The organism is Sulfitobacter sp. TBRI5 (genome assembly GCF_051013555.1).
Taxonomy (GTDB): domain Bacteria; phylum Pseudomonadota; class Alphaproteobacteria; order Rhodobacterales; family Rhodobacteraceae; genus JL08.
On record NZ_CP112884.1, the window covers coordinates 1,553,529 to 1,575,965 of the forward strand.

Consider the following 22,437-nt stretch of genomic DNA (forward strand, 5'->3'; position numbering starts at 1 on the left):
TGCCTGCCATGGCCCAGAAAAAATCAGACCCGAACTACAAGGTGATCGCCGAAAACCGGCGTGCGCGGTATGATTACGCGATCGAGGATGATCTGGAATGCGGCATCATTCTGGAAGGGTCCGAGGTGAAATCCCTGCGCGCGGGTGGTGCCAATATTGCCGAAAGCTATGCCGCCGTTGAAGACGGCGAATTGTGGTTGGTGAACAGCTATATCGCGCCCTACGAAGGGGCCAGAACATTCCGCCACGAAGAACGCCGCCGCCGCAAGATGCTGGTATCGCGCAAGGAACTGGCGCGCCTGTGGAATGCCACGCAGCGCAAGGGCATGACGCTGGTCCCGCTGGTGATGTATTTCAACCATCGCGGCATCGCCAAGCTGAAGATCGGGATCGCCAAGGGCAAGAAAAACCATGATAAACGCGATACCGAAGCCAAGCGTGACTGGTCGCGCCAGAAGGCCCGATTGCTGAAAGACCATGGATAAGACGGGCGGCGTGACGCTGTTCGGGTTCACGCCCAGCGTTTACACCCGCGCCGTGCAGATGGCCCTGATCGAAAAATCCGTTGCGTTTGGTTTTGTCGAGGCTGATCCGTTCGAGGATCCACCTTCGGACGCGCTTGCGCGGTTACATCCGTTCGGGCGGGTTCCGGTGTTGCGCGATGGCGGCTTCACCCTGTACGAGACAAGCGCGATTTTGCGCTATGTGGATGACATCGCGCCGCGTCCGCCACTAGTGCCTGCCGCTGTCAAAGCCCGGGCGCGGATACAGCAGGTGATTTCGATCATGGACGCGTATGGCTACCAGCCGCTTGTGCGCGATGTCTTTTCGCATCTGGTCTATCGCCCGGCACTGGGGCTTGACGCTGATCCGCAAAAGGCGGCAGCGGGGCTTCGGGCCGCACCGGCTGTTCTGGGCGCGCTTGAGGATATCGCCGCCGAGGGCCACGTTCTGGACGGGCAGAGTGTGACACTGGCCGATCTGCACCTGTCCCCGATGATCGGGTATTTTGCCATGGCCGCAGAAGGGCGCGATATGATGCGCCGGTTCACGGCGCTGTCGCGCTGGTGGGACAAGGCGCAAGCGCGGCCGTCCTATCAGAGTGTATGCGGGGATGCGACATAAGCCCGCCGTAGCCTTGCCAGTGCGCGCCCCTGCTTGTAGGTCATAGGCAACCTTGGCCAAGCGGATAAAGATGATGACAGACGATCCAAAAACCCTTGTTTCCACGGACTGGCTGGCAGCCCATATGAAGGATCCCGACCTGCGGATTCTGGATGCGTCATGGTACCTGCCCGATACGGGGCGCGATGCACAGGCTGAATACCAGGCGGCGCATATTCCCGGCGCACGGTTTTTCGATATCGATGATATTTCCGATCACCGGTCTGACCTGCCTCATATGGCACCCCCGATCGAAAAATTCATGTCACGGCTGCGCGCGATGGGTGTGGGCGACGGGCATCAGGTTGTTGTCTATGACGGTGCCGGGCTGCTGTCGGCGGCGCGGGTGTGGTGGCTGTTCCGCCTGATGGGGCAGCGTGATGTTGCGGTTCTGGATGGCGGGTTTCCCAAATGGCAGGCCGAGGGCCGCGAGACTGAGGATCTGCCGCCCGTTGTACGGGATCGCCACATGACGGTGCGGTTCCAGAATCAGCTGGTGCGCGATGTCACGCAGGTGGCGTCGGCCTCGAAGCTGGGGGATCACGAAATTCTGGATGCCCGTTCGCCGGCGCGGTTTCGCGGCGATGCGCCGGAACCCCGCGAAGGGTTACGCAGTGGGCACATTCCGGGATCGCGCAACGTCTTTTATGCCGATCTTCTGAATGAGGATAAGACCATGAAAGACGCATCGGACCTGAAAGCCGTGTTCGAGGCATCTGGCGCGGATCTGTCAAAGCCGGTCATCACCACCTGCGGGTCGGGTGTGACGGCTGCGATCCTGAGCCTTGCACTGGAACGGATCGGCAAGACCGATCACACCCTTTATGACGGATCATGGGCGGAATGGGGCATGTTCCCGACCGTGCCCGTTGCCACAGGAGACGCATAACCATGCTGAGCAATCTGAAACCACAGCCGGCCGACGGCATCCTGATGCTGATGCAGCAGCTGAAGGACGATCCGCGGCCTGTCAAAATAGATCTTGGGGTGGGCGTTTACAAGGATGCCACCGGCAACACGCCCGTGATGCGGGCGATCAAGGCCGCAGAGCACCGGTTGTGGGAAGAGCAGACAAGCAAAAGCTATGTCGGGCTGGCCGGCGATCCTGCGTTCAGCGATGCGATGATCGCACTGGTTCTGGGCGATGCCGTGGCCCGCGCAAACGTGGCCGCGGCGGCCACGCCGGGGGGAACGGGTGCGGTACGTCAGGCGTTTGAACTGATCAGAATGGCCAATCCGGACGCGCGGGTGTTTGTATCAAACCCGACATGGCCGAACCACATTTCGATCCTGAAATATCTTGGGATGCCGATTGTCGAGTACCGGTACTTCGACGGAGACACCCGCGCGGTGGATTTTGACGGCATGATGCAGGATCTGGCGCAGGCGCGGGCCGGGGATGTAATTTTGCTGCACGGATGTTGCCACAACCCGACTGGCGCGAACCTGAACATGACAGAATGGCGCGCGGTGGCCGATCTGTTGAACAAGACCGGTGCCGTGCCGATGATCGACATCGCCTATCAGGGGTTCGGTGACGGTTTGAGTGAAGATGCGCTGGCAACACAGTTGATCGCGTCTTCTGTGCCGGAATGTCTGATTGCGGCCAGCTGTTCCAAGAACTTTGGCATCTACCGCGAACGCACCGGCCTGTTGATGGCGGTATCGCAGGATGCGGGGCAACAGGCGCTCAGCCAGGGCACACTGGCATTCCTGAACCGGCAGAACTATTCGTTTCCGCCCGATCACGGTGCGCGGCTGGTGACAATGATCCTGAACGACGACGCACTGCGCGCCGACTGGCAGGCCGAACTGGAAGAGGTTCGGTTAAGCATGCTGGGGCTGCGCACCGCGCTGGCGGCGGAATTGCAGCGGCTGTCGGGATCGGACCGGTTCGGATTCATCGCACAGCACCGCGGCATGTTTTCACGTCTGGGCGCAAGCAAGGACAAGGTCGAGGAACTGCGGGCCAAACACGCGATTTACATGGTGGGCGACAGCCGCGTGAACATTGCCGGTCTGAACAAGGACACCGTGCCCATTCTGGCCAAGGCGATCATCGACGTCGGCATCTGAAGATCGCGCGATAGAAAAAAAGCGGTTTCCGCCAGACTGCATTGGTTCGCGTTACTTTAATTCGGGAGAGCCTGCCTCGCGGCGGCGTTTCTGCGAAGGCTGTCCGCACGCGGTAAAGCTGGTGTTGTGGGCGAGGGCTGAATTGAGGCCTTTTTGGCTGGTGCTGCGGCGGAAACGAATGCCTGCTGTACCGCTGGAATCCACAAAAACCGCATTCAGATTCTGGTATTCCAACGAAACCTACCGCTGGTGCGCCGACGGTTGTCAGCGTGGACAGTTACTCGGCCACGAGGATTGATTTGCTAGTAGCGGAATTCTGTCTCGCCTCGGCCAGCAACCAATCGCGGAATGCGCGGATAAGCGGGTCATTGCGGCGCGTCGCCTTGGTTGCAATGGCGTAGATGGTAAAGGGGATTGTCGTCGCCTTGAACAAACGCACTAGACGGCCTTCCGCCACTGTTGGGCCGACGACCGCCTCATAGGCCAGCGACACGCCCAAGCCTGCCTCAGCGGCCGTGGAGGCATATTCGCAATTTGGATATATCGGGTCGCCCTCGGCCAGTTCGGCCACAACGCCAGCAGCGCGAAACCATGCAGGCCATTGATCGTCAACTTCGTCCCGAAACAGGGTCAGGCGAAGCAAGTCGCGCGGGTGGGATATGCTTTCACGCTCCAGTAACGCAGGAGACGCCACCGGGTAACGCGCCGAATGAATGAAGGGCACGACATCAACGCCCTCTTCCGCATCATCGCGCCACTTGATCACGACATCGGCATTGTTGGTTGAAAAATTGGTAGATGGTGCTCCCTCGGCGATGTGCAGTCGGATTGCCGGCGCATGTTGAAACCTTGCCATGCGCGGCACCAGCCAGCGAGCGGCAAACCCGGGCGTGGACAGGACCCGCAAGGTCTGCCCGTGCGTTCCTGCCCGTGCTGCGCGCGTGCTGTCATCCAGATGATCCAGCAACTGCGACAGCCGGCCGGCATAGTCGCGTCCTGTGCCCGTCAGACTGATCCGGTTGCCCTCGCGCCGGAAGAGCGCCGTCGCAAGGTAATCCTCAAGAGCTCGGATTTGATGCGAGATTGCAGAGGGGCTCAGGCAAAGTTCATCCGCAGCAGCTTTAAAGCTCAAGTGCCGGGCTGCTGCCTCGAAGGCCTTCACGGCTGAGAACGGAGGGAGCCGCCGTTTCTTCACAAGTGAATTTTCCTCGTCAGGCGATGAATTACGATCCTTTGCAGTCAAGCATACCTGCTGGCTAGACTTCTGGCAAATCAACACTTGCCGGACGGAGGGAGCCATGCTCTTGACCCAACGCGCCACGGTTGCCGTGGCCGCCCAGCTTCTTATTGCCTATTCGAGCATTGCCGGAGCCGAACCCAGTTCCATCCAAGCCGGGCTAATTGAAGAGCTTCACTATTGGATCGACACCACAACAGTTCTTCCAGCAGCAGACACCTCTGCCACAATCGTGTTTGTGGATGCTCAGGACTTGGCAGAACCAAGCGAGATGGCATCAATGATCGGCAGCACTCCGCGTGGGCTTTATGACCCTGACACCGGAACTATTTCGTTGGTCCGTCCGTGGAGCGCGGAAAACCCGCAGGACGTTGCCGTGCTGCTGCATGAACTCGTGCATCACCGTCAGGGCGGGAAGCACTTTTATTGCGAAGCAGCCAAAGAGCACGCCGCTTACCATGTTCAGAAGAACTGGTTGGCCGAACGCGAAATTACACTCGACGTCAACTGGATCGCGATCGTACTAGCCTCAAGTTGCGCTGTACGCGATATTCACCCCTAAGGAGCCATAGCTGCCATTGGCGTGATTGCGGCGAAAGGCGGAAAAGTCCACCCAACTGACCAACACGGTCTGCGGACATTTCCGTAAAAAAACCCGGGCGCGAACGCCCGGGTATACTCGTCACCCCACCATTTCAGGTTGGTTCAGCCTTTGGAGAACTCGGGATAGGCTTCCATCCCCAGTTCGGCCATGTCGAGGCCGTTAATCTCGTCCTCTTCGCTGACGCGGATGCCCATTGTCGATTTCAGGATCAACCAGACGATCAGCGAGGCCACGAAGGTGAAGATACCATAGGCGAGGATGCCCAACAGCTGAGTGCTCAGGCTTGCATCGCCATAGAAGATCACCGCGATGGTGCCCCAGATGCCGGCAAACAAGTGCACCGGGATCGCGCCGACAACGTCGTCGATCTTCATCTTGTCGAGGAAGGGCACGGCAAAGACAACGATCACACCGCCAATTGCACCGATCCACAGGGCGCCGAACAGGGTTGGTGCCAGCGGTTCGGCGGTAATTGCCACCAGACCGGCCAGCGCGCCGTTCAGAACCATTGTCAGGTCCGGTTTCTTGTAAAGCACCTGCGTCAGGATCAGCGCGGTGACCGCACCGGCTGCCGCCGCCATGTTGGTGTTGGCAAAGATCCGCGACACGTCAGATACGTCGCCAACTGTTCCCATGGCCAGTTGCGAGCCGCCGTTGAAGCCGAACCAGCCCAGCCACAGGATGAAAGTGCCAAGTGTCGCCAGTGCCAGGTTTGAACCGGGCATCGGGATAACCTTGCCGTCCTTGCCATATTTGCCGATACGCGGGCCAAGGATCAGCGCGCCTGCAAGCGCGGCCCAGCCGCCGACCGAATGCACAACTGTCGAACCGGCGAAGTCCGAGAAGCCGGCCTCGGACAGCCAGCCGCCGCCCCACTGCCACGAGCCCGAGATCGGGTACAGGACACCCGTCAACACGATGACGAAGATCAGGAACGGCCACAGCTTGATCCGTTCGGCCAGCGCGCCCGACACGATCGAGGCGGTGGCGGCAACGAACACCAGCTGGAAGAAGAAATCGGATCCGACCGAAGCATAATCAAGCGCCGCATCGGCGGCGGCCACGCCCACCGGATCAAGTACGGTTTGCGAGAAGAACGGGCCGACCCAGCCTGCCATGATCCAGCCATCGCCGGGATACATCAGGTTGAACCCGATCAGCCAGTACATGATCGCGGCAAAGGAATAGAGCGCGATGTTCTTTGTCATCTGCATGGTGACGTTCTTGGAACGCACCAGCCCGCCTTCGAGCATCGCAAAGCCTGCGGCCATGAAGAACACCAGAAAACCGGCCATGCAGAACAGCAGGGTGGTCATGATATAGGGGCCGATCTCGTCGAAGCCCGGCGTGGCATCCTGTGCCAGCGCAAGTGACGGCAGCGCGGCCATTGCCGCCGCGACCGGAAGAATTTTGATCAGTTTCATCGGTTTGTTTTCCTTGGTCTGGCACATTTTCAAAGCGCCTCGTCGTTGGTTTCGCCGGTGCGCACGCGGATCGCCTGCTGCACGTCCAGCACGAAAATCTTGCCGTCGCCGATCTTGCCGGTCTTGGCTGTCTTGGCGATGGTTTCGACGACCTGATCAGCCATCGACGCCGCGACCACGATTTCGAGTTTGATTTTCGGAACGAAGTTCACCGCGTATTCCGCGCCGCGATAAATTTCTGTGTGACCCGATTGAGAGCCGAAGCCCTTTATTTCCGTCACCATCATGCCGCGCACGCCTGCGTTGGTCAGCGCTTCGCGGACCTCTTCCAGCTTGAACGGTTTGATTGTCGCAATGATGAGTTTCACCTTTGTCCCCTTAACTTGGCAGGAAGTCCTGCATTTCGCACTTGCAGAAAAATGCGCGACTGCAGCGTGAATGAAAGGGAATTACGGTGCGCAAAGCGGCTGGCGCTGGTGTAATTTGCACAATTTTTGCACAGAAAAGGTGTTTTGCCTAAAAAATGGGCTAACTAAAAAGGCATACAGAGAAAGTCTGTGCCTCAACATTCCGAAGAAGGCATAGTAGTCTGTCCGAAAGAACAGGCTCGGGCAGGGCATCAATGAGTGATTCATCGCGTCGAAAACCGCCTTTGGTGGCGGACAAACGCTATCCTTCGGGATCGGCGTCAAAATCGGCGCGCAAGGCCAAGCCAAAAGCCGCGCCGCGCAAATCCAGACCCAAACGGACGCGAAGGCCGATGCGCGGGCCGTTGCGCTGGCTTCTGGCGCCGGTGCGGTGGCTGTTGCGTCTGCTGTGGGGGATCGGGTGGCGCATCGGCGCGATCATGGCGGTCATTCTGGCGCTGGCGATTGGTTATGTGTACCTGACATTGCCCAACATGACGTCATTGCTGGACGGGCGCGCCCGCGGATCGGTGACGTTGATGGACCAGACCGGCGCTGTGTTCGCGTGGCGCGGGGATCAGTTTGGCGGTGTGGTGACGACCGATACCGTTTCCCCGCATCTGAAGAACGCGATTGTCGCGACAGAAGACCGCCGGTTCTACCGCCATTTCGGCATCAGCCCGCGCGGTGTGGCCAGCGCTGTGCGCATCAACCTGCGCGAAGGGCGCGGGCCGCTTTCGGGCCATGGCGGATCGACGATTACGCAGCAGACGGCGAAACTGCTGTGTCTGGGCGTGCCCTATGATCCGGAATCGGGCATGAGCGAAGCCGACTACGAGGCCGACTGCCGCCGTGGCACTATCCAGCGCAAGATGTACGAAGCGATTTTTGCGATGGCGATGGAGGTCAAATATTCGAAAGACGAAATTCTGACGATCTATATGAACCGCGCTTTTCTGGGGGCCGGTGCGCGCGGATTCGAGGCCGCAAGCCAGCGTTATTTCGGCAAGTCCGCCGCCGAGGTCAATCCGGCCGAAGCCGCGATGCTGGCGGGGCTGCTGGTCGCGCCCAGCCGTTACGCGCCGACCAATGATCTGGACCGGTCGCAGAACCGCGCGGCAACCATTGTCCGCCTGATGAGCGAAGAAGGCTATCTGACCGAGGCCGAGGCCGCCTATGCGCAGGCCAACCCCGCTGTATTGTCAGAAGCCGCAGAGGCGCGCGCCGGCGGGTATTTTGCCGATTGGGTGATGTCCACCGGGCCGGAGTTTTTTACCCGCAAAACGACCGAAGACGTGATCATTCGCACCACGCTGGACCAACGCATCCAGAAAGCCGCCGAGGCGGCGATGATATCGGTTTTCGAAAACAAGGTGCGTGAAGGATCAAAGGCGCAGGCTGCCATTGTCGTCATGTCGGCAGATGGTGCGGTACGTGCGATGGTGGGCGGGCGCAACACCAAGGTGTCGGGTGGTTTCAACCGGGCCACGCAGGCGCTGCGCCAGACGGGATCATCGTTCAAGCCGTTCGTTTATGCCACGGCGCTGGAACTGGGTTATTCGCCCAATGATGTGGTTCTGGACGAACCGTTTTGCATGAACATCCCCGGATCGGGCCAGTGGTGCCCGGAAAACTACACACGCAAGCATTATGGAACCGTCACGCTGACGCAGGCGCTGAAGGATTCTCTGAACGTGCCGGCGGTGAAGGTATCTGAAAGCGTCGGGCGCGAGAATGTGCGCAAGATCGCCGAGGATTTCGGGATCAAAAGCGATCTGGCGCTGGGCCCAGCCCTGGCGCTGGGGGCATCTGAAAGCACATTGCTTGAAATGACCGGAGCCTATGCCGGTATTCTGAACGGCGGGTCGGCCGTCAAACCCTATGGTTTGATCGAATTGCGCCTTCTGGGCGACCGGGAACCGCTGATGGGGGCCGGCGGCGGTATCGGAGAGCGGGTTATTCAGGAACGCGCGGCGCGGTCGCTGACCTATATGATGGAAAAGGTCGTATCCGAAGGATCGGGTGGGCGGGCTGCAATTGACGGGTGGCAACTGGCCGGGAAAACCGGCACGACGCAAGGCGCGCGGGATGCGTGGTTTATCGGATTTTCGGCCGATTACGTGGCGGGCATCTGGATGGGCTATGATGACAATTCCCCGCTGACCGGGGTGACAGGGGGCGGATTGCCCGCCGAAATCTGGCACGAGGTGATGGTGCGCGTGCTGGAAGGTGTGCCGCCCCGCGCGCTGCCGATGGATGTGCCGGGGGCGGGAACGAAAACCTTTGATCCGGGTGCGCAGCTGGGCGGCGGAACTTCTGGTTCCAATTCCACAGGGTCGATTATCGAAAACGTGCTGCGGGATATCTTTGGCGGTGGCAGTGGCGGTGGATCGTCCGGCCAGGCGCCCGCGTCGCCCAGCCGGTAACGCGGTTATCCCGCCTTGGCCAGATCGGCTGTCATCTGGTCGATATTGCCGCCGCGACGGTCCAGCATCGCGCCGATTTCGGCACGTTCGGCCAGCAACATGTTCACGCCTTCGATGAACATGTTGAAAAACAGATCGCGCCCCGACCGGTCAGACACCAGAAAGGTGACTTCGAACGGTTTCTGACCGCTGAGCTTGACCGTCGATCTGATCTCGTACCCGCTTTTGATTTTGCGGCTGGATTGAACAATCACCTGTCCACCGATGAAATCGCGAAACTGTTTGCCGTATTTTCGGGCGATGTAGCCCTGAAACGCGCGGGTGAAATTCTGGATCTGGGCAGCGCTGGCGGTGCGTCCGTCATTTCCCAAAGCGTATCTGGCCATGATCGGCACATCGGCGTAGCGCACGAAAATCTTTTCGAAATCCTTGATCATCGCGGATTCGGATTTGCCGGAACTGATCACTTTGTTGATTTCGCCGACCAACTGGTCAACCAGCGCCTTTGCCCCCTGTTCTGTCAGGGCGAACACGGATGTCGGCATCGAAAATCCGGCCACCGATGCGGCAAGCCCGATAAGTGTGGTACGTCTGTCAAATAAACTATTCTGCATAGGGGTCCTCGTACGGGTCATCATAGGGATCAGAGTAGAAATCATCATAGGGGTCTGAATAGGGGTCAGTGCCATCGTTTTCGCTGCCCTGTCCCAGTTCGAACCGCCGGTTCTGAATATAGATCAGGCGGCTTTGGGCATAGCTGTCGGCGCTTTCATACAGGATAAAGTCGATGGTTTCACTGAATCGGCCCCGATCACTGACGCTTGAGGCGACGGCGGCGCCATACCCCCAAAGCTGGTCAGATCCGCTGACAACATAGGCCAGCGGGTTGGTGAACAGATCGACAAAGCGGCCCGTTGCATCCCGTTCCGTGGACGGGCCAAGGAACGGCAATTCGATAAACGCGCCTTCGGGTGCGCCCCAGACATGCAGGGTTTCACCGAAATCTGTATCGTGATCGGGCACGTTGAATTCGTCAGCTGCATCAATCAGACCGCCGATGCCGATGGTCGAATTCATTGCGAAGCGGACAATTGCAAGGCCGGTGCCGCCCAGATCACCCTGAAGCAGGCTGTTCACGGCAACGCCGGGCATCGACAGGTTGCTTGAAAAATTACCGACAGCGGCCTGCACGGGTATGGGCACAATGGTCTGATAGCCCCTGCCAGCGGGACGCAGCAGCGCACGGTCAATTGATTTGTTGAATTCGTGTGTACGCCGGTTTTCTTCTTCGAACGGATCGAAGGCCTGGCTGACATCCCGGTTATCTGCATCCGGTGTTGTGCAGGCAACAAGCGTCAGCAACGCGACGAGCAAAACGCCCGTGCGCCAAAATCCTGCCCCTGAAGTCGCTGTGAGCTGTACCAAGAAACCAACCAGTCTGTAACTCGCGCCCTGATGAATCATTGTTGTCGGAATGCCCAGCGGGTGCGTGCGGGATTATTTTCAATGTGGCCTGACAGATACATGAGTTGGGCACGTTTTGTAACTGCTGTGTTCAGTTGGAAACCGGATGGGCGAAAGCCAGCTAAGGCGGTGTAATCTGTGTCAATTCGCCTTATTTTGACATGAAATTGCGTCTGGGCCCGGCAGGATGACATCCCGGTCAGAAGAGGATCGTTTTCCTGTTCACCGGGTTGTGAACCCGGATTTCCAGCTTTCCGTCGGACGCAAGGCCCGCTAGCGTCTGGCCGAACACTTTGAACAAGAGGATTTCCCGATGAGCATTGAATCGAAACTGACCGAACTGGGTGTCACCCTGCCGGATGCCCCCGCGCCCGCCGCCAACTATGTGCCTTATGTGCAGGTCGGCGACATCCTTTACGTATCCGGCCAGATTTCGAACGGGCCAGACGGGTTTATCACCGGCAAGCTGGGCGACAACATGAGCGTCGAAGACGGGGCGGCGGCTGCCAAATCCTGCGCGATCAGCCTGCTGGCGCAGGTCAAAGCCGCGTGTGGCGGCGATATCAACCGTCTTGTGCGGGTGATCAAACTGACAGGTTTCGTGAATTCCACGGCTGATTTCACCGATCAGCCCAAAGTGATCAACGGCGCGTCTGATTTCATGGTTGCGGCTGTGGGTGATGCCGGGCGCCATTCCCGATCGGCGGTTTCCGCTGCGGCGCTGCCGTTGGGCGTTGCGGTTGAAATCGAGGGAATATTCCAGATCAAATGATCCCTCTTGCGTCTGCTTTTATCGACATTCCGCTGGCCCATCGTGCGTTGCACGATGTGTCGGACGGGCGCCCTGAAAACAGCCGGGCCGCCATCCGGGCGGCGCTGGACGCGGGCTATGGCATAGAGATTGATCTGCAATTGTCTGCCGACGGGCAGGCGATGGTGTTCCATGATTACGATCTTGGCCGCCTGACAGATGCCAAAGGGCCGATGAACGCCCGCACGGCGGTCGAACTGGCGCAAATTCCGCTGAAAGGCGGAACAGAGGGCATACCGACCCTGAAAGAGGTGCTGGAACTGATCAACGGGCGTGTGCCTTTGCTGATCGAAATCAAGGATCAGGATGGCGCGATGGGCGCCAATGTCGGCCCGCTGGAACAGGCCACCGCGCTGGCCATTTCAACCTATACCGGCCCGTTGGCCGTGATGTCGTTCAACCCGCATTCTGTTGCTGAAATGGCCCGCCTGTCACCGGATATGGCGCGCGGCATCGTCACCAGCGCCTATGATCCCGACGATTGGCCGCTGAGCACGAAGATGTGCGACGTGTTACGCGACATTCCGGATTATGACCGCACGGCTGCCAGTTTCATCAGCCACGAGGCCTGTGATCTGGATCGCCAGCGGGTGCGTGCCCTGAAACAGCGCGGCGCGCGTATCCTGTGTTGGACCATAAGGTCGCCCCTTGAAGAGGCAGAGGCGCGCCGGATCGCGGAAAACATCACCTTCGAAGGCTATCTGGCAGCATTGCCTGCTTGATTGCAGCGATGCGGGCCACACATACGACCCAAGGCAGGGACGCGATGGCTGAACAGGAAATCGAAATCAGGGTAGTGGATGCGCTGTCAAAGATTGACGCGTCTGACTGGGACAGCTGTGCCTGCCCCGAAGCAGCGACCGGCGACCGGCCCAATGACCCCTTTACCACCTACCGGTTTCTGAGCGCTCTGGAAGACAGCGGTTCGGTGGGCACCGGCACAGGCTGGCATCCGCATTATCTGACGGCCTATGCACAGGGCCAGCTGATCGCTTGCGCGCCGATGTACCTGAAATCGCATTCGCAGGGCGAATACATCTTTGATCACAACTGGGCCCATGCCTATGAACGTGCGGGCGGGCGATATTACCCGAAATTGCAGATCGCCGTACCGCATACGCCAGCGACAGGGCGACGGTTTCTGATCCGGCCCGGATTTGAAGAGGCCGGGTTTTCGGCATTGGTGCAGGGCGCGGTGCAACTGGCGCAGAACAACAGGATTTCGTCGCTGCACGTGACGTTCTGTACCAAAGAGGAGGCCAAACGGGGCGGTGATCTGGGCCTGATGGCCCGGACGACACAGCAGTTTCACTGGCTGAACCACGGCTACGAAAGCTTTGATGATTTTCTGTCCACATTGTCGTCACGCAAGCGCAAGAACATCCGCAAGGAACGGGCGCAGGCCAAGGCATTCGGCGGCACGATCGAAACCCTGACGGGCGATCAGATCCGTCCCGAACACTGGGATGCATTCTGGGTGTTCTATCAGGATACAGGCGCGCGCAAATGGGGCACGCCGTATCTGACACGGCGGTTTTTCGACATTGCGCAGGACAGCCTGCGCGATGACATGGCGCTGGTGCTGGCCAGACGTGACGGGCAATATGTTGCCGGAGCGTTGAACTTTATCGGGGCTGATGCGTTGTTTGGCCGATACTGGGGCTGCACAGAGCATCACCCCTGCCTGCATTTCGAACTGTGTTACTATCAGGCGATTGATTTTGCGATTGCCCGCGGTCTGGGCCGGGTCGAGGCGGGGGCGCAGGGAGAGCACAAGCTGGCGCGGGGTTATCTGCCCAGCCTGACCCATTCGCTGCACTGGGTCGGGGATCCGGGTTTTGCAGATGCCATCGCGCAGTATCTGCGCGCCGAACAGGCGGCAGTCGAGGAAGATGTAGAAATACTGACGGCCTATGGCCCGTTCAGGAAAGCAAATGTAGAGGAACAGGAATGACCGAGAAACTGTCTGAAGAAACCAGAGGCGCGTTGCTGGAACCGCTGTTCGCGTCCGGTTGGGAAATGGTGCCGGAGCGCGATGCGATCCGCAAAACATTCGTGTTCAAGAATTTCGTCGAGGCGTTCGGCTGGATGACACGGGTCGCCTTGTGGGCGGAAAAATGGGATCATCACCCGGAATGGGACAATGTCTACAAAACGGTGAATGTTGTGCTGACGACCCATGACGTGGACGGGTTAAGCACGCTGGATGCCAAGCTTGCCCGGAAGATGGACAGCCTTTAGGCCCGCCCAAGAATGACGCGCCCCATGGGGCGCGGCGCGATGCTTTGTCGCCTTCGGCGAAAGTATTTTGGAAAAGATGAAGAATGGGCCGGTGCCGTACGTGGGTTCGCACGGCGCCGACTGTTGTGATCTTACATCGCGTCCAGCAGGGCCTCACCACCCGAGACGTCGCCGACGCCCGGGCTTTCTTCGGCCTGAAACAGCGTGACCGTGCCGTTATCAACCAGCATCGCGTAGCGTTTCGAGCGGGCCATCAGACCGGCGGGCGGGGCATCAAAATTCATGCCGATCGCTGTTGTGAACGCGCTTTGCGCATCCGCCAGCATTGTGATGCCGGCATCGGTTGCGCCGGTGGCTTCGCCCCATGCCTTCATGACGAAAGGGTCATTCACACTGATGCAGATGATTTCATCGACGCCTTTGGCAGCGAACTGATCCTTGGTGCGCACGAAGCTGGGCACATGGGCAGAATGGCATGTCGGCGTGAACGCGCCGGGCACTGCAAAAATCACGACCTTGCGGCCCTTGGTCTTGTCGGACAGGTTTACGGCTTCGGGGCCGTCTGCCCCCATCCGGACCAATGAAGCGTCCGGCAGTGCATCGCCTTGAGAAATTGTCATTATGTGTCGCTTTCGTGTAATTGCGTTTTGCTGTTTCAAGGATATAGGGTTCGCCGAGGCAATGGACCACTGGTTTTCGTGCGGGAGAGCGTAAAATGAGCCACATCGTTGTGATCGGCGCGGGACAGGCCGGTGCGTCTTTGGTTATGCGCCTGCGCAATGGCGGCTTTGATGGTCAGATCACGCTGATCGGGGCGGAGCCGGTGCCACCCTATCAGCGGCCGCCGCTGTCCAAGACCTATCTGACCGGCGAGATGGCGCTGGAGCGGTTGTTCCTGCGGCCGGAAGCGTTTTACGGCGAACACGGTATCACCCTGAAACTGGGCCATGCCGTCGATGCCATTGACCGGGATGCCAAAACGGTTTCGGTGAATGGCGAGGTGATCGCCTATGATCATCTGGTTCTGACCACCGGTTCAGAGCCGCGACGCCTGCCAGCATCGATCGGCGGCGATCTGGCGGGCGTGCATGTCGTGCGCACATTGGCAGATGTCGATGGAATGGCCCCCGATTTTACCGAGGGCGCACGCGCGCTGATTGTCGGTGGTGGCTATATCGGGCTGGAGGCTGCTTCGGTTGCCAGCAAGCTGGGCGTAAAGGTGACGTTGGTGGAAATGGCGGACCGGATCCTGCAACGTGTGGCCGCGCCGGAAACCAGTGATTATTTTCGCGCGCTGCATCGCGCACATGGTGTGGACATCCGCGAGGGGATCGGGCTGGACCGGTTGCTGGGCGAAGATCACGTATCCGGCGCGCGGCTGAGTGACGGCACCGAACTGGAGGTCGATTTTGTGATCGTCGGCGTTGGTGTCACGCCCGGTCACGCGCTGGCCGAGGCGGCGGGGCTGATCCTGAACAACGGGATCGAGGTTGATGCGCAGGGGCGCACATCGGATCCGTCGATCTGGGCGGCGGGGGATTGCGCGTCTTTTCCCTACAAAGGCGCGCGCATCCGGCTGGAGAGTGTGCAGAACGCGATTGATCAGGCCGAATGTGTGGCCGACAACCTGCTGGGGGCGCAAAAAGACTATGTACCGCAGCCTTGGTTCTGGTCGGATCAGTATGACGTGAAATTGCAGATTGCCGGGCTGAACAGCGGCTATGATCATATTGTCACGCGCAAGGGCGAGGGCGATACCGTGTCGTTCTGGTATTACAAGGATGATACGTTGCTGGCGGTGGATGCGATGAACGATCCGCGCAATTACATGATTGGCAAGCGGTTGATCGAGGCCGGAAAATCGCCCGCGCCGGATGTGATTGCCAACCCGGACACCGATATGAAGGCCCTGCTGAAAGCGTGAGGATCATTGCGGGGCAGTTTCGCGGTCTGGCGCTGGCCTCGGTTGGCAAGGGGGACGCGGGTGCGCATTTGCGCCCGACATCGGACCGGGTGCGCGAGAGCCTGTTCAATATACTGACCAAATATGATGTGTTCGACGGGGCACGGGTGCTGGACCTGTTTGCCGGAACCGGCGCGCTGGGGCTTGAGGCGCTGTCGCGCGGGGCGGCGCAGGTGTGTTTTGTCGATGACGGGGCCAAGGCCGGACAGTTGATCCGCCAGAATATTGCCTTGACGGGATCGGGCGCGCAGACGCGGTTGATCCGGCGGGATGCGCGCAAGCTGCCGGCGAACGAGGATGCGCCTTATGATCTGGTGTTTCTCGACCCGCCATATGGCAAGGATTTGGGGGCGCGCGCGCTGGATGCGGCCAGGGCGGGCGGATGGATTGGTGACGATGCGATGATCGTGTGGGAAGACAGCACGCCCCAGCCCGCACCGGACGGGTTTTCCCTGCTGGACCAGCGCAAATACGGCGCGACCCATATCACGATTTTGCAAGCGGATTGAGCCGTGATAGAATGATTCCATGCAAAACGTGGCGTCATTTTTTAACATCCGCCTTCCGGGCCAGACGCACCGGTCAAGCGCCCGCAGTGGCACCGAGCGGCAGCGGTACCGCGGGCCATTGTTTCTAAGTGACGCGGTGGTGCCGTGGGGGCGGGAAACCGTGCTGCTGGACCGGTTGCGCAAGGATGCGCTGGCGGCGCAGGCGGATGAGGACGACAGCCCATAACCGGCGCGCTGCGGAGTGTATTGCAGGTGCCGCCGGTGATCCGGCAGCACCCGTAATGTTCGATGTAAAAGGGGCTATTTCCAGTCGCGGGTGATCTGAACCGCGGCGCGTGCGTCCGCGATCAGGCCGGCACCATCCAGACCCTTGGCATTCATTTCTTCGATCCAGTTGGCGGTGACGGTTTCGCCCATTTCCTGCATCAGCTGGGTTTCAGCCTCGCTGATTTCGCCAATGGCGTTGCCGGATGCTTCCATGGCGGCGCGGCCTTCCAGATCGCCCTGATCATGGGCACGACCGGCCCATGCGCTGGCCATCATGCCGGAATTGTTGTCGATCACGGCCTTGAGGTCATCGGGCAGGGCAGCATAGCTGTCCTTGTTCATCGCCCAGATGAAGAACAGGTTATAAAGCGATTTTTCGCCCGCCACGTCGGTGTGGCTGTCTGTCAGTTCATCAAGTTTGAGCGATGGAGACATTTCCCAGGTGATGACGCCGCCATCAACCACACCTTTTGACAGGGCTTCGGGAAAGGCGGGAACGGCCATGCCGACCGGCGTAGCGCCCAGCCTGTCCAGAAGCAGCGTTGCGGGGCGCGAAGGACCGCGCAGTTTCAGCCCGTTGAAATCGCTGACGGTGCTGATTACGGGGCCTTTTTTGTGGACCAGACCGCGCCCGTGCATATGCGCGGCAATCAGGTGTACATCGGCGAAATCGTCCATCAGGTTTTTCTGTGTGAATAACCATGCCGCGCGGCTGGCTTCTTCGCCTGATTTCGTGGTCATGAACGGCATTTCCATGGCTTCCGCTTCGGGGAAACGACCGGGCTGGTAGCCCGGAATGACCCAGCCACCGTCAATCGCGCCGTCGCGGATCAGGTCGTACTGGCTGGGGGCTTTGCCGCCCAGCTGCATGAACGGGTAAATTTCGACCTTGATGCGGCCATTGCTTTCCGCTTCGATCTTTTTGGCCCAGGGTTCGATGAAGAATTTCGGGTTGGCCGATTTGGGAGACACGAAATGCTGAAAGCGTAACGTGATTTCCTGGGCTGTTGCGGCGGTTGCGGTTACCCCCAAGAGGGCGGCAAGGGCTACGGATTTCAGAAAGGTCATCGCGCGGGCCTCCTTTATACAGGACAAAGCGATACGCCGCTGCAGTGCGGCAATTGGTTAACTAGGGCGTGCATGGCCGAGTTGCAAATCATTCGCAATAACCTGAAGCAATAAAAGTCGAATTTCTTCCGATAAGCGCAGTCGCTGGCTTATTATTCAGCATTTGGGGGGAAACGCTGAAATTATTCCCCGTATGTGGGGTGAAACCGGCCTGCCGGGGACAATGTGAAAATGTCCACGCCGGTTTCCGTCACGCCGACCGAGTGTTCGAACTGGGCTGAGAGGGATTTGTCACGGGTTACAGCCGTCCAGTCATCGGACAGTGTCTTGGTTTCAGGCCGTCCCAGATTGACCATCGGTTCAATGGTGAAGAACATGCCCGGTTCCAGCGTGGCGCCGGTGCCCGGACGGCCATAGTGCAATACGTTGGGCGGCGCGTGAAACACGCGGCCCAGCCCGTGACCGCAAAAATCGCGCACGACGGACATGCGATGGCTCTCCACAAAGCTTTGGATCGCGTGGCCGATATCGCCGAACGTGTTGCCGGGTTTCACGGCCTCGATCCCGCGCATCAGGGCGTCGTGGGTGACATCGATCAGGCGTTCGGCCTTGCGTGGCAATTTGCCGGCCACGTACATCCGCGAGGTATCACCGAACCAGCCATCGACGATGACCGTGACGTCGATGTTCAGAATATCGCCGTCCTTCAGGGTTTTGACACTGGGAATACCGTGGCAAACGACGTGGTTGACCGAAATGCAACTGGCGTGCTGATAGCCCTTGTAGCCGATGGTTGCCGATTTCGCGCCTGCGGCATCAACCATATCGGTGATGATACGGTCAATTTCTTCGGTGGTTTGCCCAACCTGAACATGTGGCGCGACATCATCCAGAATCCGCGCGGCCAATGCGCCGGCAACATGCATTCCGGCAAAATCGGACGGTTCATAAATTCGAATGCCGTCCTTTGTCAGACGGCCACGGGTTTCGTTATTCACGTGGGGCCTCATTCTCGCGGTGTTAGGGGGTTATTATAACGGGAAAATGAAAAGTGCCAGACCAGCTTAGGCGCGGCAAGCGGCCGGCCCGGCCATATCGACAGCTTCGGGTGATATCTGGGTGCCAAAGCAAAAGGTTTCAACACCTGCTGCGCGCGCCGTATCAAATGCGCGGCCATAGGCCGGATCAATATCGCGCGCGAGATCGAAAGCCGTGCAATCGGTGCGCTGGACAAGGTACAGCATCGCAGCGCGGTGGCCTTGCAAAACCATTCCGGCAAGTTCTTCCAGGTGTTTTGCGCCCCGTTTTGTCACGCTGTCGGGAAATTCGGCCAACCCGCCTTGCCGGCACAGTGTTACGCTTTTGATTTCAAGGTAAAGATCGGGCAGGTCCGGAGCGCGCAGCAGATAATCGATGCGGCTGTTCTGGCCGTATTTCACCTCGGCCTGCACATCGGTGTATTTGGCAAAGGGCGCAATCTGTTGATTGCGCAATGCGTTGCCCAACACGCGATTGGGCACGCCCGTATCAACGCCGGTAAAGTGGCCGTTTTCATGATCCACAAGGCGCCAGCCGTATTTCAGCTTTTTGCGGGGGTCGTCATTGGGTTCCAGCCAGATTTTGCACCCCGGTTGTGCCAGCCCCATCATTGATCCGGGGTTGGCGCAGTGCGCGGTGATTTCGCGCCCGTCCGGCAACAGGCAATCGGCCAGAAACCGTTTGTAACGACGGATCAGCGTGGCCGGAACAAGAGGGGTTTGAAAGCGCATGGGACACCCCCTATACCTGCGGTCAGACCCATTCAAGGACAAGACCATGCCAAACCCTACTGCCGCCATGCTGGTGATCGGAGATGAAATTTTATCCGGCCGCACCCGCGATTCAAACACGCACTATCTGGCGCAGGAACTGACCAAACAGGCCATCGATCTGCGCGAGGTGCGTGTTGTCAGCGATGATCGCGCGGCGATTATCAATGCCGTAAAGGCACTGAGCCAAGGGTTTGATCATGTGTTCACCAGCGGCGGTATCGGGCCGACCCATGATGACATCACCGCCGATTGTATCGCCGCGGCGTTTGATGCGCATATCGACGTGCGCGAAGATGCGCATGCGATCCTTGCGGCACACTACGAACGATCGGGGCTGGAACTGAACGCGGCGCGGTTGCGCATGGCGCGTATTCCCGATGGTGCGGGGCTGATCGAAAATCCGGTGTCGGCGGCGCCGGGGTTTTCGATTGAAAACGTATACGTGATGGCAGGCGTGCCTTCGGTGTTTCAGGCCATGGTGGCCAGCGTTTTGCCAACCCTGACGGGCGGCAAGCCCCTGTTATCCCAAACCCTGCGCATTCAGCGCGGCGAGGGGGATATCGCCGGACCGCTGGCAGAACTGGCGGCAGAGTTTTCCGACCTGTCGATCGGATCCTATCCGTTCATCAAAGACGGGATTTACGGATCGAACATCGTGATCCGCGGCAGCGATGGCGCGCGCGTGGATATGGCAATTGCGCGATTGTCGGCAGTGTTCGGCGAATGAGCGACGCATCGATCTTTGATGTGGTCGATGCGACATGGCCAGCCGCGCGAATGATCAAGGACGGCCCGTGGATTTTGCGTGAGGGCAAGGGCGGGGGCAAGCGTGTGTCCGCAGCGAGTACGGAAATTGATGTAGAGGATGCGGACATAGATCAGGCCGAGCAAGCGATGGCCCGATTGGGGCAGGATGCCTTGTTCATGCTGCGCAAAGGGCAGCAGGGGCTGGATCGTTTGCTGGAAACACGTGGCTACCGTGTTCTTGATCCGGTGACAGCCTATGCCTGTCCGGTTGTGCAGTTGACGGATATCCCGCTGCCCCGCGTGACAGTTTTCGAAATCTGGGAACCTTTGGCAATCATGCTGGAAATCTGGGCCAAAGGCGGGATCGGTCCTGCGCGTGTCGATGTGATGCGCCTTGCAACGGGGCCAAAAACCAGCCTGCTGGGGCGGTGGAACGAACACCCCGCCGCCGCAGCCTTTGTCGCTATGCATGGCGATACGGCGATGGTTCATGCGATCGAAGTGCTGGAACACCAGCGGCGCCATGGCATGGGCGCGTGGATCATGCGGGGCGCTGCCTTCTGGGCCGCAAGGCAGGGGGCAAAGACCCTGTCGGTTGTCTGCACAGATGAAAACACCGGTGCAAACCGGCTCTACACTTCCCTTGGTATGGCGGTTGTGGGACACTATCATTACCGCTACCTGCCTGATGAGAAAGACAAATCATGACGGATACATCCCTGCCCACCGCGCTGAACCTGCCGATGGTCGACCCGCTGCCCGAGGAAACGCAGAAATATTTCGATATCTGCACGCAAAAACTGGGCATGATCCCCAACGTGCTGAAGGCCTATGCCTTTGATGTTGAAAAGCTGAACGCCTTTACTGCGATGTACAACGATCTGATGCTTGCGCCCTCGGGGTTGAGCAAGCTGGAGCGTGAAATGATTGCCGTTGTCGTTTCGTCGATCAACAAGTGTTTCTATTGTCTGGTGGCGCACGGTCAGGCGGTGCGGCAATTGTCGGGTGATCCCGCGCTGGGCGAGGCATTGGTGATGAATTACCGTGTTGCCCCGCTGGATGACCGTCAGCGCGCGATGCTGGATTTCGCCGCATTGATGACAAGTGCCAGTGCGACGATAGAAGAGACGCATCGCCAGGCTTTGCGCGATGTCGGGTTCAGCGACCGCGATATCTGGGACATTGCCAATGTGGCGGGTTTTTTCAACATGACAAACCGGGTGGCCAGCGCCACGGCGATGCGCCCGAACGAAGAGTATCACGCGCAAAACCGATGATCAGAGCGCTGGCCATCATAGTTTGTGGTGCATGCGCCCCGCCAGCCAAGGCGCTGGACCTGACGTTGCCGCCAAATGCCCGCCAGACGGTTGAACGGGTCAGTGCGCTGGACACTTATCAGGCCCCGGTTGGCGTGTATGAGGATGGCAAGGTGCCCAGCCTTGAGGTTGAAGGGCGCATTGACCGCCGTGTCTGGCGGATCGATGGCAAGACGCTGACATCGCTGCAAATCATGGACCCGCTGCAAGACCAGCTTGAGGCTGCGAATTTCACTACGGTTTTTCGCTGCGATGCGGAAACCTGCGGCGGGTTCGATTTCCGCTTTGCGGTCGAGGTTATGCCGACGCCGAATATGTTTGTGGATGTGCGCGATTACAGGTTTCTGACGGCGGTCAATGGCACATTGGAAAACCCGGAAGAGGTGATAACCCTGATGGTTTCACAATCCGGTACATCCGGATATATTCAGGTTATTCAGGCGGTTGCCCGCAGCGGGTTGCGGCACACGCCCACCGGGTCAGATGATCTGGCCCGGCGCGCGGAACCACCCGCGCAGGGTGATCTGGCAACGCAGCTTACTGATTTCGGCCATGTGGTTCTGCCTGATCTGAAATTTGAAACAGGATCGTCACAACTGAGCGCCGGAGACTATCCGAGCCTTGCAGCGCTTGCGCAGTTTCTGGCCGAAAACGAGGGCCTGAAAATCGCGCTGGTCGGCCATACTGACAGTGAAGGCGATCTGGGCGTGAATATCGCATTGTCCAAACAACGTGCGGAGTCTGTGATGGATCGGCTGATCCGCGATTTTGCCATTCCCGCCGCGCAACTTGATGCCGAGGGGATGGGATATCTGGCGCCGATCGCTTCAAATCTGACACCGGACGGTCGCGAACTGAACCGGCGCGTCGAAGCGATACTGATATCGGCCCGATAGCGATGG

General features: G+C 59.2%; 26 protein-coding genes. 17 read left to right on the top strand and 9 right to left on the bottom strand.

Annotation, left to right across the window (positions count from 1 at the left end):
- The first annotated feature begins 8 nt into the window (after positions 1-8).
- The 4 genes from smpB to OLX72_RS07910 all read left to right on the top strand — a co-directional run bounded on the left by smpB (position 9) and on the right by OLX72_RS07910 (position 3,240).
- Complete coding sequence (smpB, locus tag OLX72_RS07895) at positions 9-485, top strand: SsrA-binding protein SmpB (RefSeq protein ID WP_433990223.1); 477 nt, start codon at positions 9-11, stop codon at positions 483-485.
- On the top strand, positions 478-1,125 hold the full coding sequence (locus OLX72_RS07900) for a glutathione S-transferase family protein (protein WP_114871701.1): 648 nt from the start codon (positions 478-480) through the stop codon (positions 1,123-1,125). The genes smpB and OLX72_RS07900 overlap by 8 nt, the downstream gene beginning before the upstream one ends.
- A 73-nt stretch (positions 1,126-1,198) precedes the next feature.
- The gene (gene sseA / locus OLX72_RS07905; RefSeq protein WP_114872462.1) at positions 1,199-2,053 is read left to right on the top strand and encodes a 3-mercaptopyruvate sulfurtransferase; all 855 of its coding nucleotides are present in this window, start codon (positions 1,199-1,201) and stop codon (positions 2,051-2,053) included.
- 2 nt (positions 2,054-2,055) lie between these two features.
- Positions 2,056-3,240, top strand: coding sequence for an aromatic amino acid transaminase (locus OLX72_RS07910; RefSeq protein ID WP_114871700.1), 1,185 nt, complete (start codon positions 2,056-2,058; stop codon positions 3,238-3,240).
- A 277-nt stretch (positions 3,241-3,517) separates the two neighbouring features.
- On the opposite strand, the gene OLX72_RS07915 is transcribed toward OLX72_RS07910, so the two are convergent.
- A complete protein-coding gene (locus OLX72_RS07915) occupies positions 3,518-4,435 on the bottom strand; it encodes a LysR substrate-binding domain-containing protein (RefSeq protein ID WP_433990224.1) in 918 nt (305 codons plus the stop codon).
- A 109-nt stretch (positions 4,436-4,544) separates the two neighbouring features.
- Here OLX72_RS07915 and OLX72_RS07920 point away from each other — a divergent pair, with 109 nt between their 5' ends.
- The gene (locus OLX72_RS07920; protein ID WP_433990225.1) at positions 4,545-5,039 is read left to right on the top strand and encodes a DUF6647 family protein; all 495 of its coding nucleotides are present in this window, start codon (positions 4,545-4,547) and stop codon (positions 5,037-5,039) included.
- Positions 5,040-5,182: 143 nt separating this feature from the next.
- Here OLX72_RS07920 and OLX72_RS07925 read toward each other — a convergent pair whose 3' ends face one another.
- Complete coding sequence (locus OLX72_RS07925; protein ID WP_114872461.1) at positions 5,183-6,505, bottom strand: ammonium transporter; 1,323 nt, start codon at positions 6,503-6,505, stop codon at positions 5,183-5,185.
- 29 nt (positions 6,506-6,534) lie between these two features.
- Complete coding sequence (locus OLX72_RS07930) at positions 6,535-6,873, bottom strand: P-II family nitrogen regulator (protein WP_114871697.1); 339 nt, start codon at positions 6,871-6,873, stop codon at positions 6,535-6,537.
- A 254-nt stretch (positions 6,874-7,127) separates the two neighbouring features.
- Between OLX72_RS07930 and OLX72_RS07935 the strand changes: the two genes are divergently transcribed.
- Complete coding sequence (locus tag OLX72_RS07935) at positions 7,128-9,338, top strand: transglycosylase domain-containing protein (RefSeq protein WP_114871696.1); 2,211 nt, start codon at positions 7,128-7,130, stop codon at positions 9,336-9,338.
- 5 nt (positions 9,339-9,343) lie between these two features.
- Here the strand turns inward: OLX72_RS07935 and OLX72_RS07940 are convergent, their stop codons facing one another.
- Together OLX72_RS07940 and OLX72_RS07945 are read right to left on the bottom strand one after the other, a co-directional pair.
- Positions 9,344-9,952 carry an MlaC/ttg2D family ABC transporter substrate-binding protein gene (locus OLX72_RS07940; RefSeq protein ID WP_433990226.1) on the bottom strand — a complete coding sequence of 203 codons (609 nt, stop codon included), beginning with the start codon at positions 9,950-9,952 and terminating at the stop codon, positions 9,344-9,346.
- Positions 9,942-10,763, bottom strand: coding sequence for an MlaA family lipoprotein (locus OLX72_RS07945; RefSeq protein WP_254684653.1), 822 nt, complete (start codon positions 10,761-10,763; stop codon positions 9,942-9,944). The genes OLX72_RS07940 and OLX72_RS07945 overlap by 11 nt, the downstream gene beginning before the upstream one ends.
- A 352-nt stretch (positions 10,764-11,115) precedes the next feature.
- Here OLX72_RS07945 and OLX72_RS07950 point away from each other — a divergent pair, with 352 nt between their 5' ends.
- From OLX72_RS07950 to OLX72_RS07965, 4 genes are read left to right on the top strand one after another with little or no spacing between them, the layout of a single operon-like run.
- Positions 11,116-11,574: a RidA family protein gene (locus OLX72_RS07950; protein ID WP_114871693.1), complete on the top strand. Its 459-nt coding sequence runs from the start codon at positions 11,116-11,118 to the stop codon at positions 11,572-11,574.
- The gene (locus OLX72_RS07955) at positions 11,571-12,335 is read left to right on the top strand and encodes a glycerophosphodiester phosphodiesterase family protein (RefSeq protein ID WP_114871692.1); all 765 of its coding nucleotides are present in this window, start codon (positions 11,571-11,573) and stop codon (positions 12,333-12,335) included. Before OLX72_RS07950 ends, OLX72_RS07955 begins: the two co-directional genes overlap by 4 nt.
- 44 nt (positions 12,336-12,379) lie before the next feature.
- A complete protein-coding gene (locus tag OLX72_RS07960) occupies positions 12,380-13,567 on the top strand; it encodes a GNAT family N-acetyltransferase (RefSeq protein WP_433990227.1) in 1,188 nt (395 codons plus the stop codon).
- The gene (locus tag OLX72_RS07965; protein WP_114871690.1) at positions 13,564-13,854 is read left to right on the top strand and encodes a 4a-hydroxytetrahydrobiopterin dehydratase; all 291 of its coding nucleotides are present in this window, start codon (positions 13,564-13,566) and stop codon (positions 13,852-13,854) included. Before OLX72_RS07960 ends, OLX72_RS07965 begins: the two co-directional genes overlap by 4 nt.
- A 131-nt stretch (positions 13,855-13,985) precedes the next feature.
- Here OLX72_RS07965 and OLX72_RS07970 read toward each other — a convergent pair whose 3' ends face one another.
- Positions 13,986-14,474 (bottom strand): peroxiredoxin, encoded by a 489-nt coding sequence (locus tag OLX72_RS07970; protein ID WP_433990228.1) that lies wholly within the window; start codon positions 14,472-14,474, stop codon positions 13,986-13,988.
- A gap of 95 nt (positions 14,475-14,569) precedes the next feature.
- Here OLX72_RS07970 and OLX72_RS07975 point away from each other — a divergent pair, with 95 nt between their 5' ends.
- The 3 genes from OLX72_RS07975 to OLX72_RS07985 are packed head-to-tail and all read left to right on the top strand — an operon-like array spanning position 14,570 to position 16,552.
- The gene (locus tag OLX72_RS07975; protein ID WP_433990229.1) at positions 14,570-15,778 is read left to right on the top strand and encodes an NAD(P)/FAD-dependent oxidoreductase; all 1,209 of its coding nucleotides are present in this window, start codon (positions 14,570-14,572) and stop codon (positions 15,776-15,778) included.
- Positions 15,775-16,326: a 16S rRNA (guanine(966)-N(2))-methyltransferase RsmD gene (gene rsmD / locus OLX72_RS07980; protein ID WP_114871687.1), complete on the top strand. Its 552-nt coding sequence runs from the start codon at positions 15,775-15,777 to the stop codon at positions 16,324-16,326. Before OLX72_RS07975 ends, rsmD begins: the two co-directional genes overlap by 4 nt.
- 19 nt (positions 16,327-16,345) lie before the next feature.
- The gene (locus OLX72_RS07985) at positions 16,346-16,552 is read left to right on the top strand and encodes a hypothetical protein (protein WP_114871686.1); all 207 of its coding nucleotides are present in this window, start codon (positions 16,346-16,348) and stop codon (positions 16,550-16,552) included.
- A 74-nt stretch (positions 16,553-16,626) separates the two neighbouring features.
- Here the strand turns inward: OLX72_RS07985 and OLX72_RS07990 are convergent, their stop codons facing one another.
- The 3 genes from OLX72_RS07990 to sfsA all read right to left on the bottom strand — a co-directional run bounded on the left by OLX72_RS07990 (position 16,627) and on the right by sfsA (position 19,430).
- Positions 16,627-17,661 (bottom strand): TRAP transporter substrate-binding protein, encoded by a 1,035-nt coding sequence (locus tag OLX72_RS07990; protein ID WP_114871685.1) that lies wholly within the window; start codon positions 17,659-17,661, stop codon positions 16,627-16,629.
- Positions 17,662-17,843: 182 nt separating this feature from the next.
- A complete protein-coding gene (gene map, locus OLX72_RS07995) occupies positions 17,844-18,671 on the bottom strand; it encodes a type I methionyl aminopeptidase (RefSeq protein WP_114871684.1) in 828 nt (275 codons plus the stop codon).
- A gap of 54 nt (positions 18,672-18,725) precedes the next feature.
- The gene (gene sfsA, locus OLX72_RS08000; protein ID WP_433990230.1) at positions 18,726-19,430 is read right to left on the bottom strand and encodes a DNA/RNA nuclease SfsA; all 705 of its coding nucleotides are present in this window, start codon (positions 19,428-19,430) and stop codon (positions 18,726-18,728) included.
- A 46-nt stretch (positions 19,431-19,476) separates the two neighbouring features.
- Between sfsA and OLX72_RS08005 the strand changes: the two genes are divergently transcribed.
- From OLX72_RS08005 to OLX72_RS08020, 4 genes are read left to right on the top strand one after another with little or no spacing between them, the layout of a single operon-like run.
- Positions 19,477-20,199 (top strand): competence/damage-inducible protein A, encoded by a 723-nt coding sequence (locus OLX72_RS08005; RefSeq protein WP_433990231.1) that lies wholly within the window; start codon positions 19,477-19,479, stop codon positions 20,197-20,199.
- Positions 20,196-20,927: a GNAT family N-acetyltransferase gene (locus OLX72_RS08010; protein WP_433990232.1), complete on the top strand. Its 732-nt coding sequence runs from the start codon at positions 20,196-20,198 to the stop codon at positions 20,925-20,927. Before OLX72_RS08005 ends, OLX72_RS08010 begins: the two co-directional genes overlap by 4 nt.
- Positions 20,924-21,496, top strand: a complete 573-nt coding sequence (locus OLX72_RS08015) for a peroxidase-related enzyme (protein ID WP_433990233.1) — start codon at positions 20,924-20,926, stop codon at positions 21,494-21,496. The genes OLX72_RS08010 and OLX72_RS08015 overlap by 4 nt, the downstream gene beginning before the upstream one ends.
- Positions 21,493-22,431: an OmpA family protein gene (locus tag OLX72_RS08020; RefSeq protein WP_114871680.1), complete on the top strand. Its 939-nt coding sequence runs from the start codon at positions 21,493-21,495 to the stop codon at positions 22,429-22,431. The genes OLX72_RS08015 and OLX72_RS08020 overlap by 4 nt, the downstream gene beginning before the upstream one ends.
- The last annotated feature ends 6 nt before the right edge of the window (positions 22,432-22,437 follow it).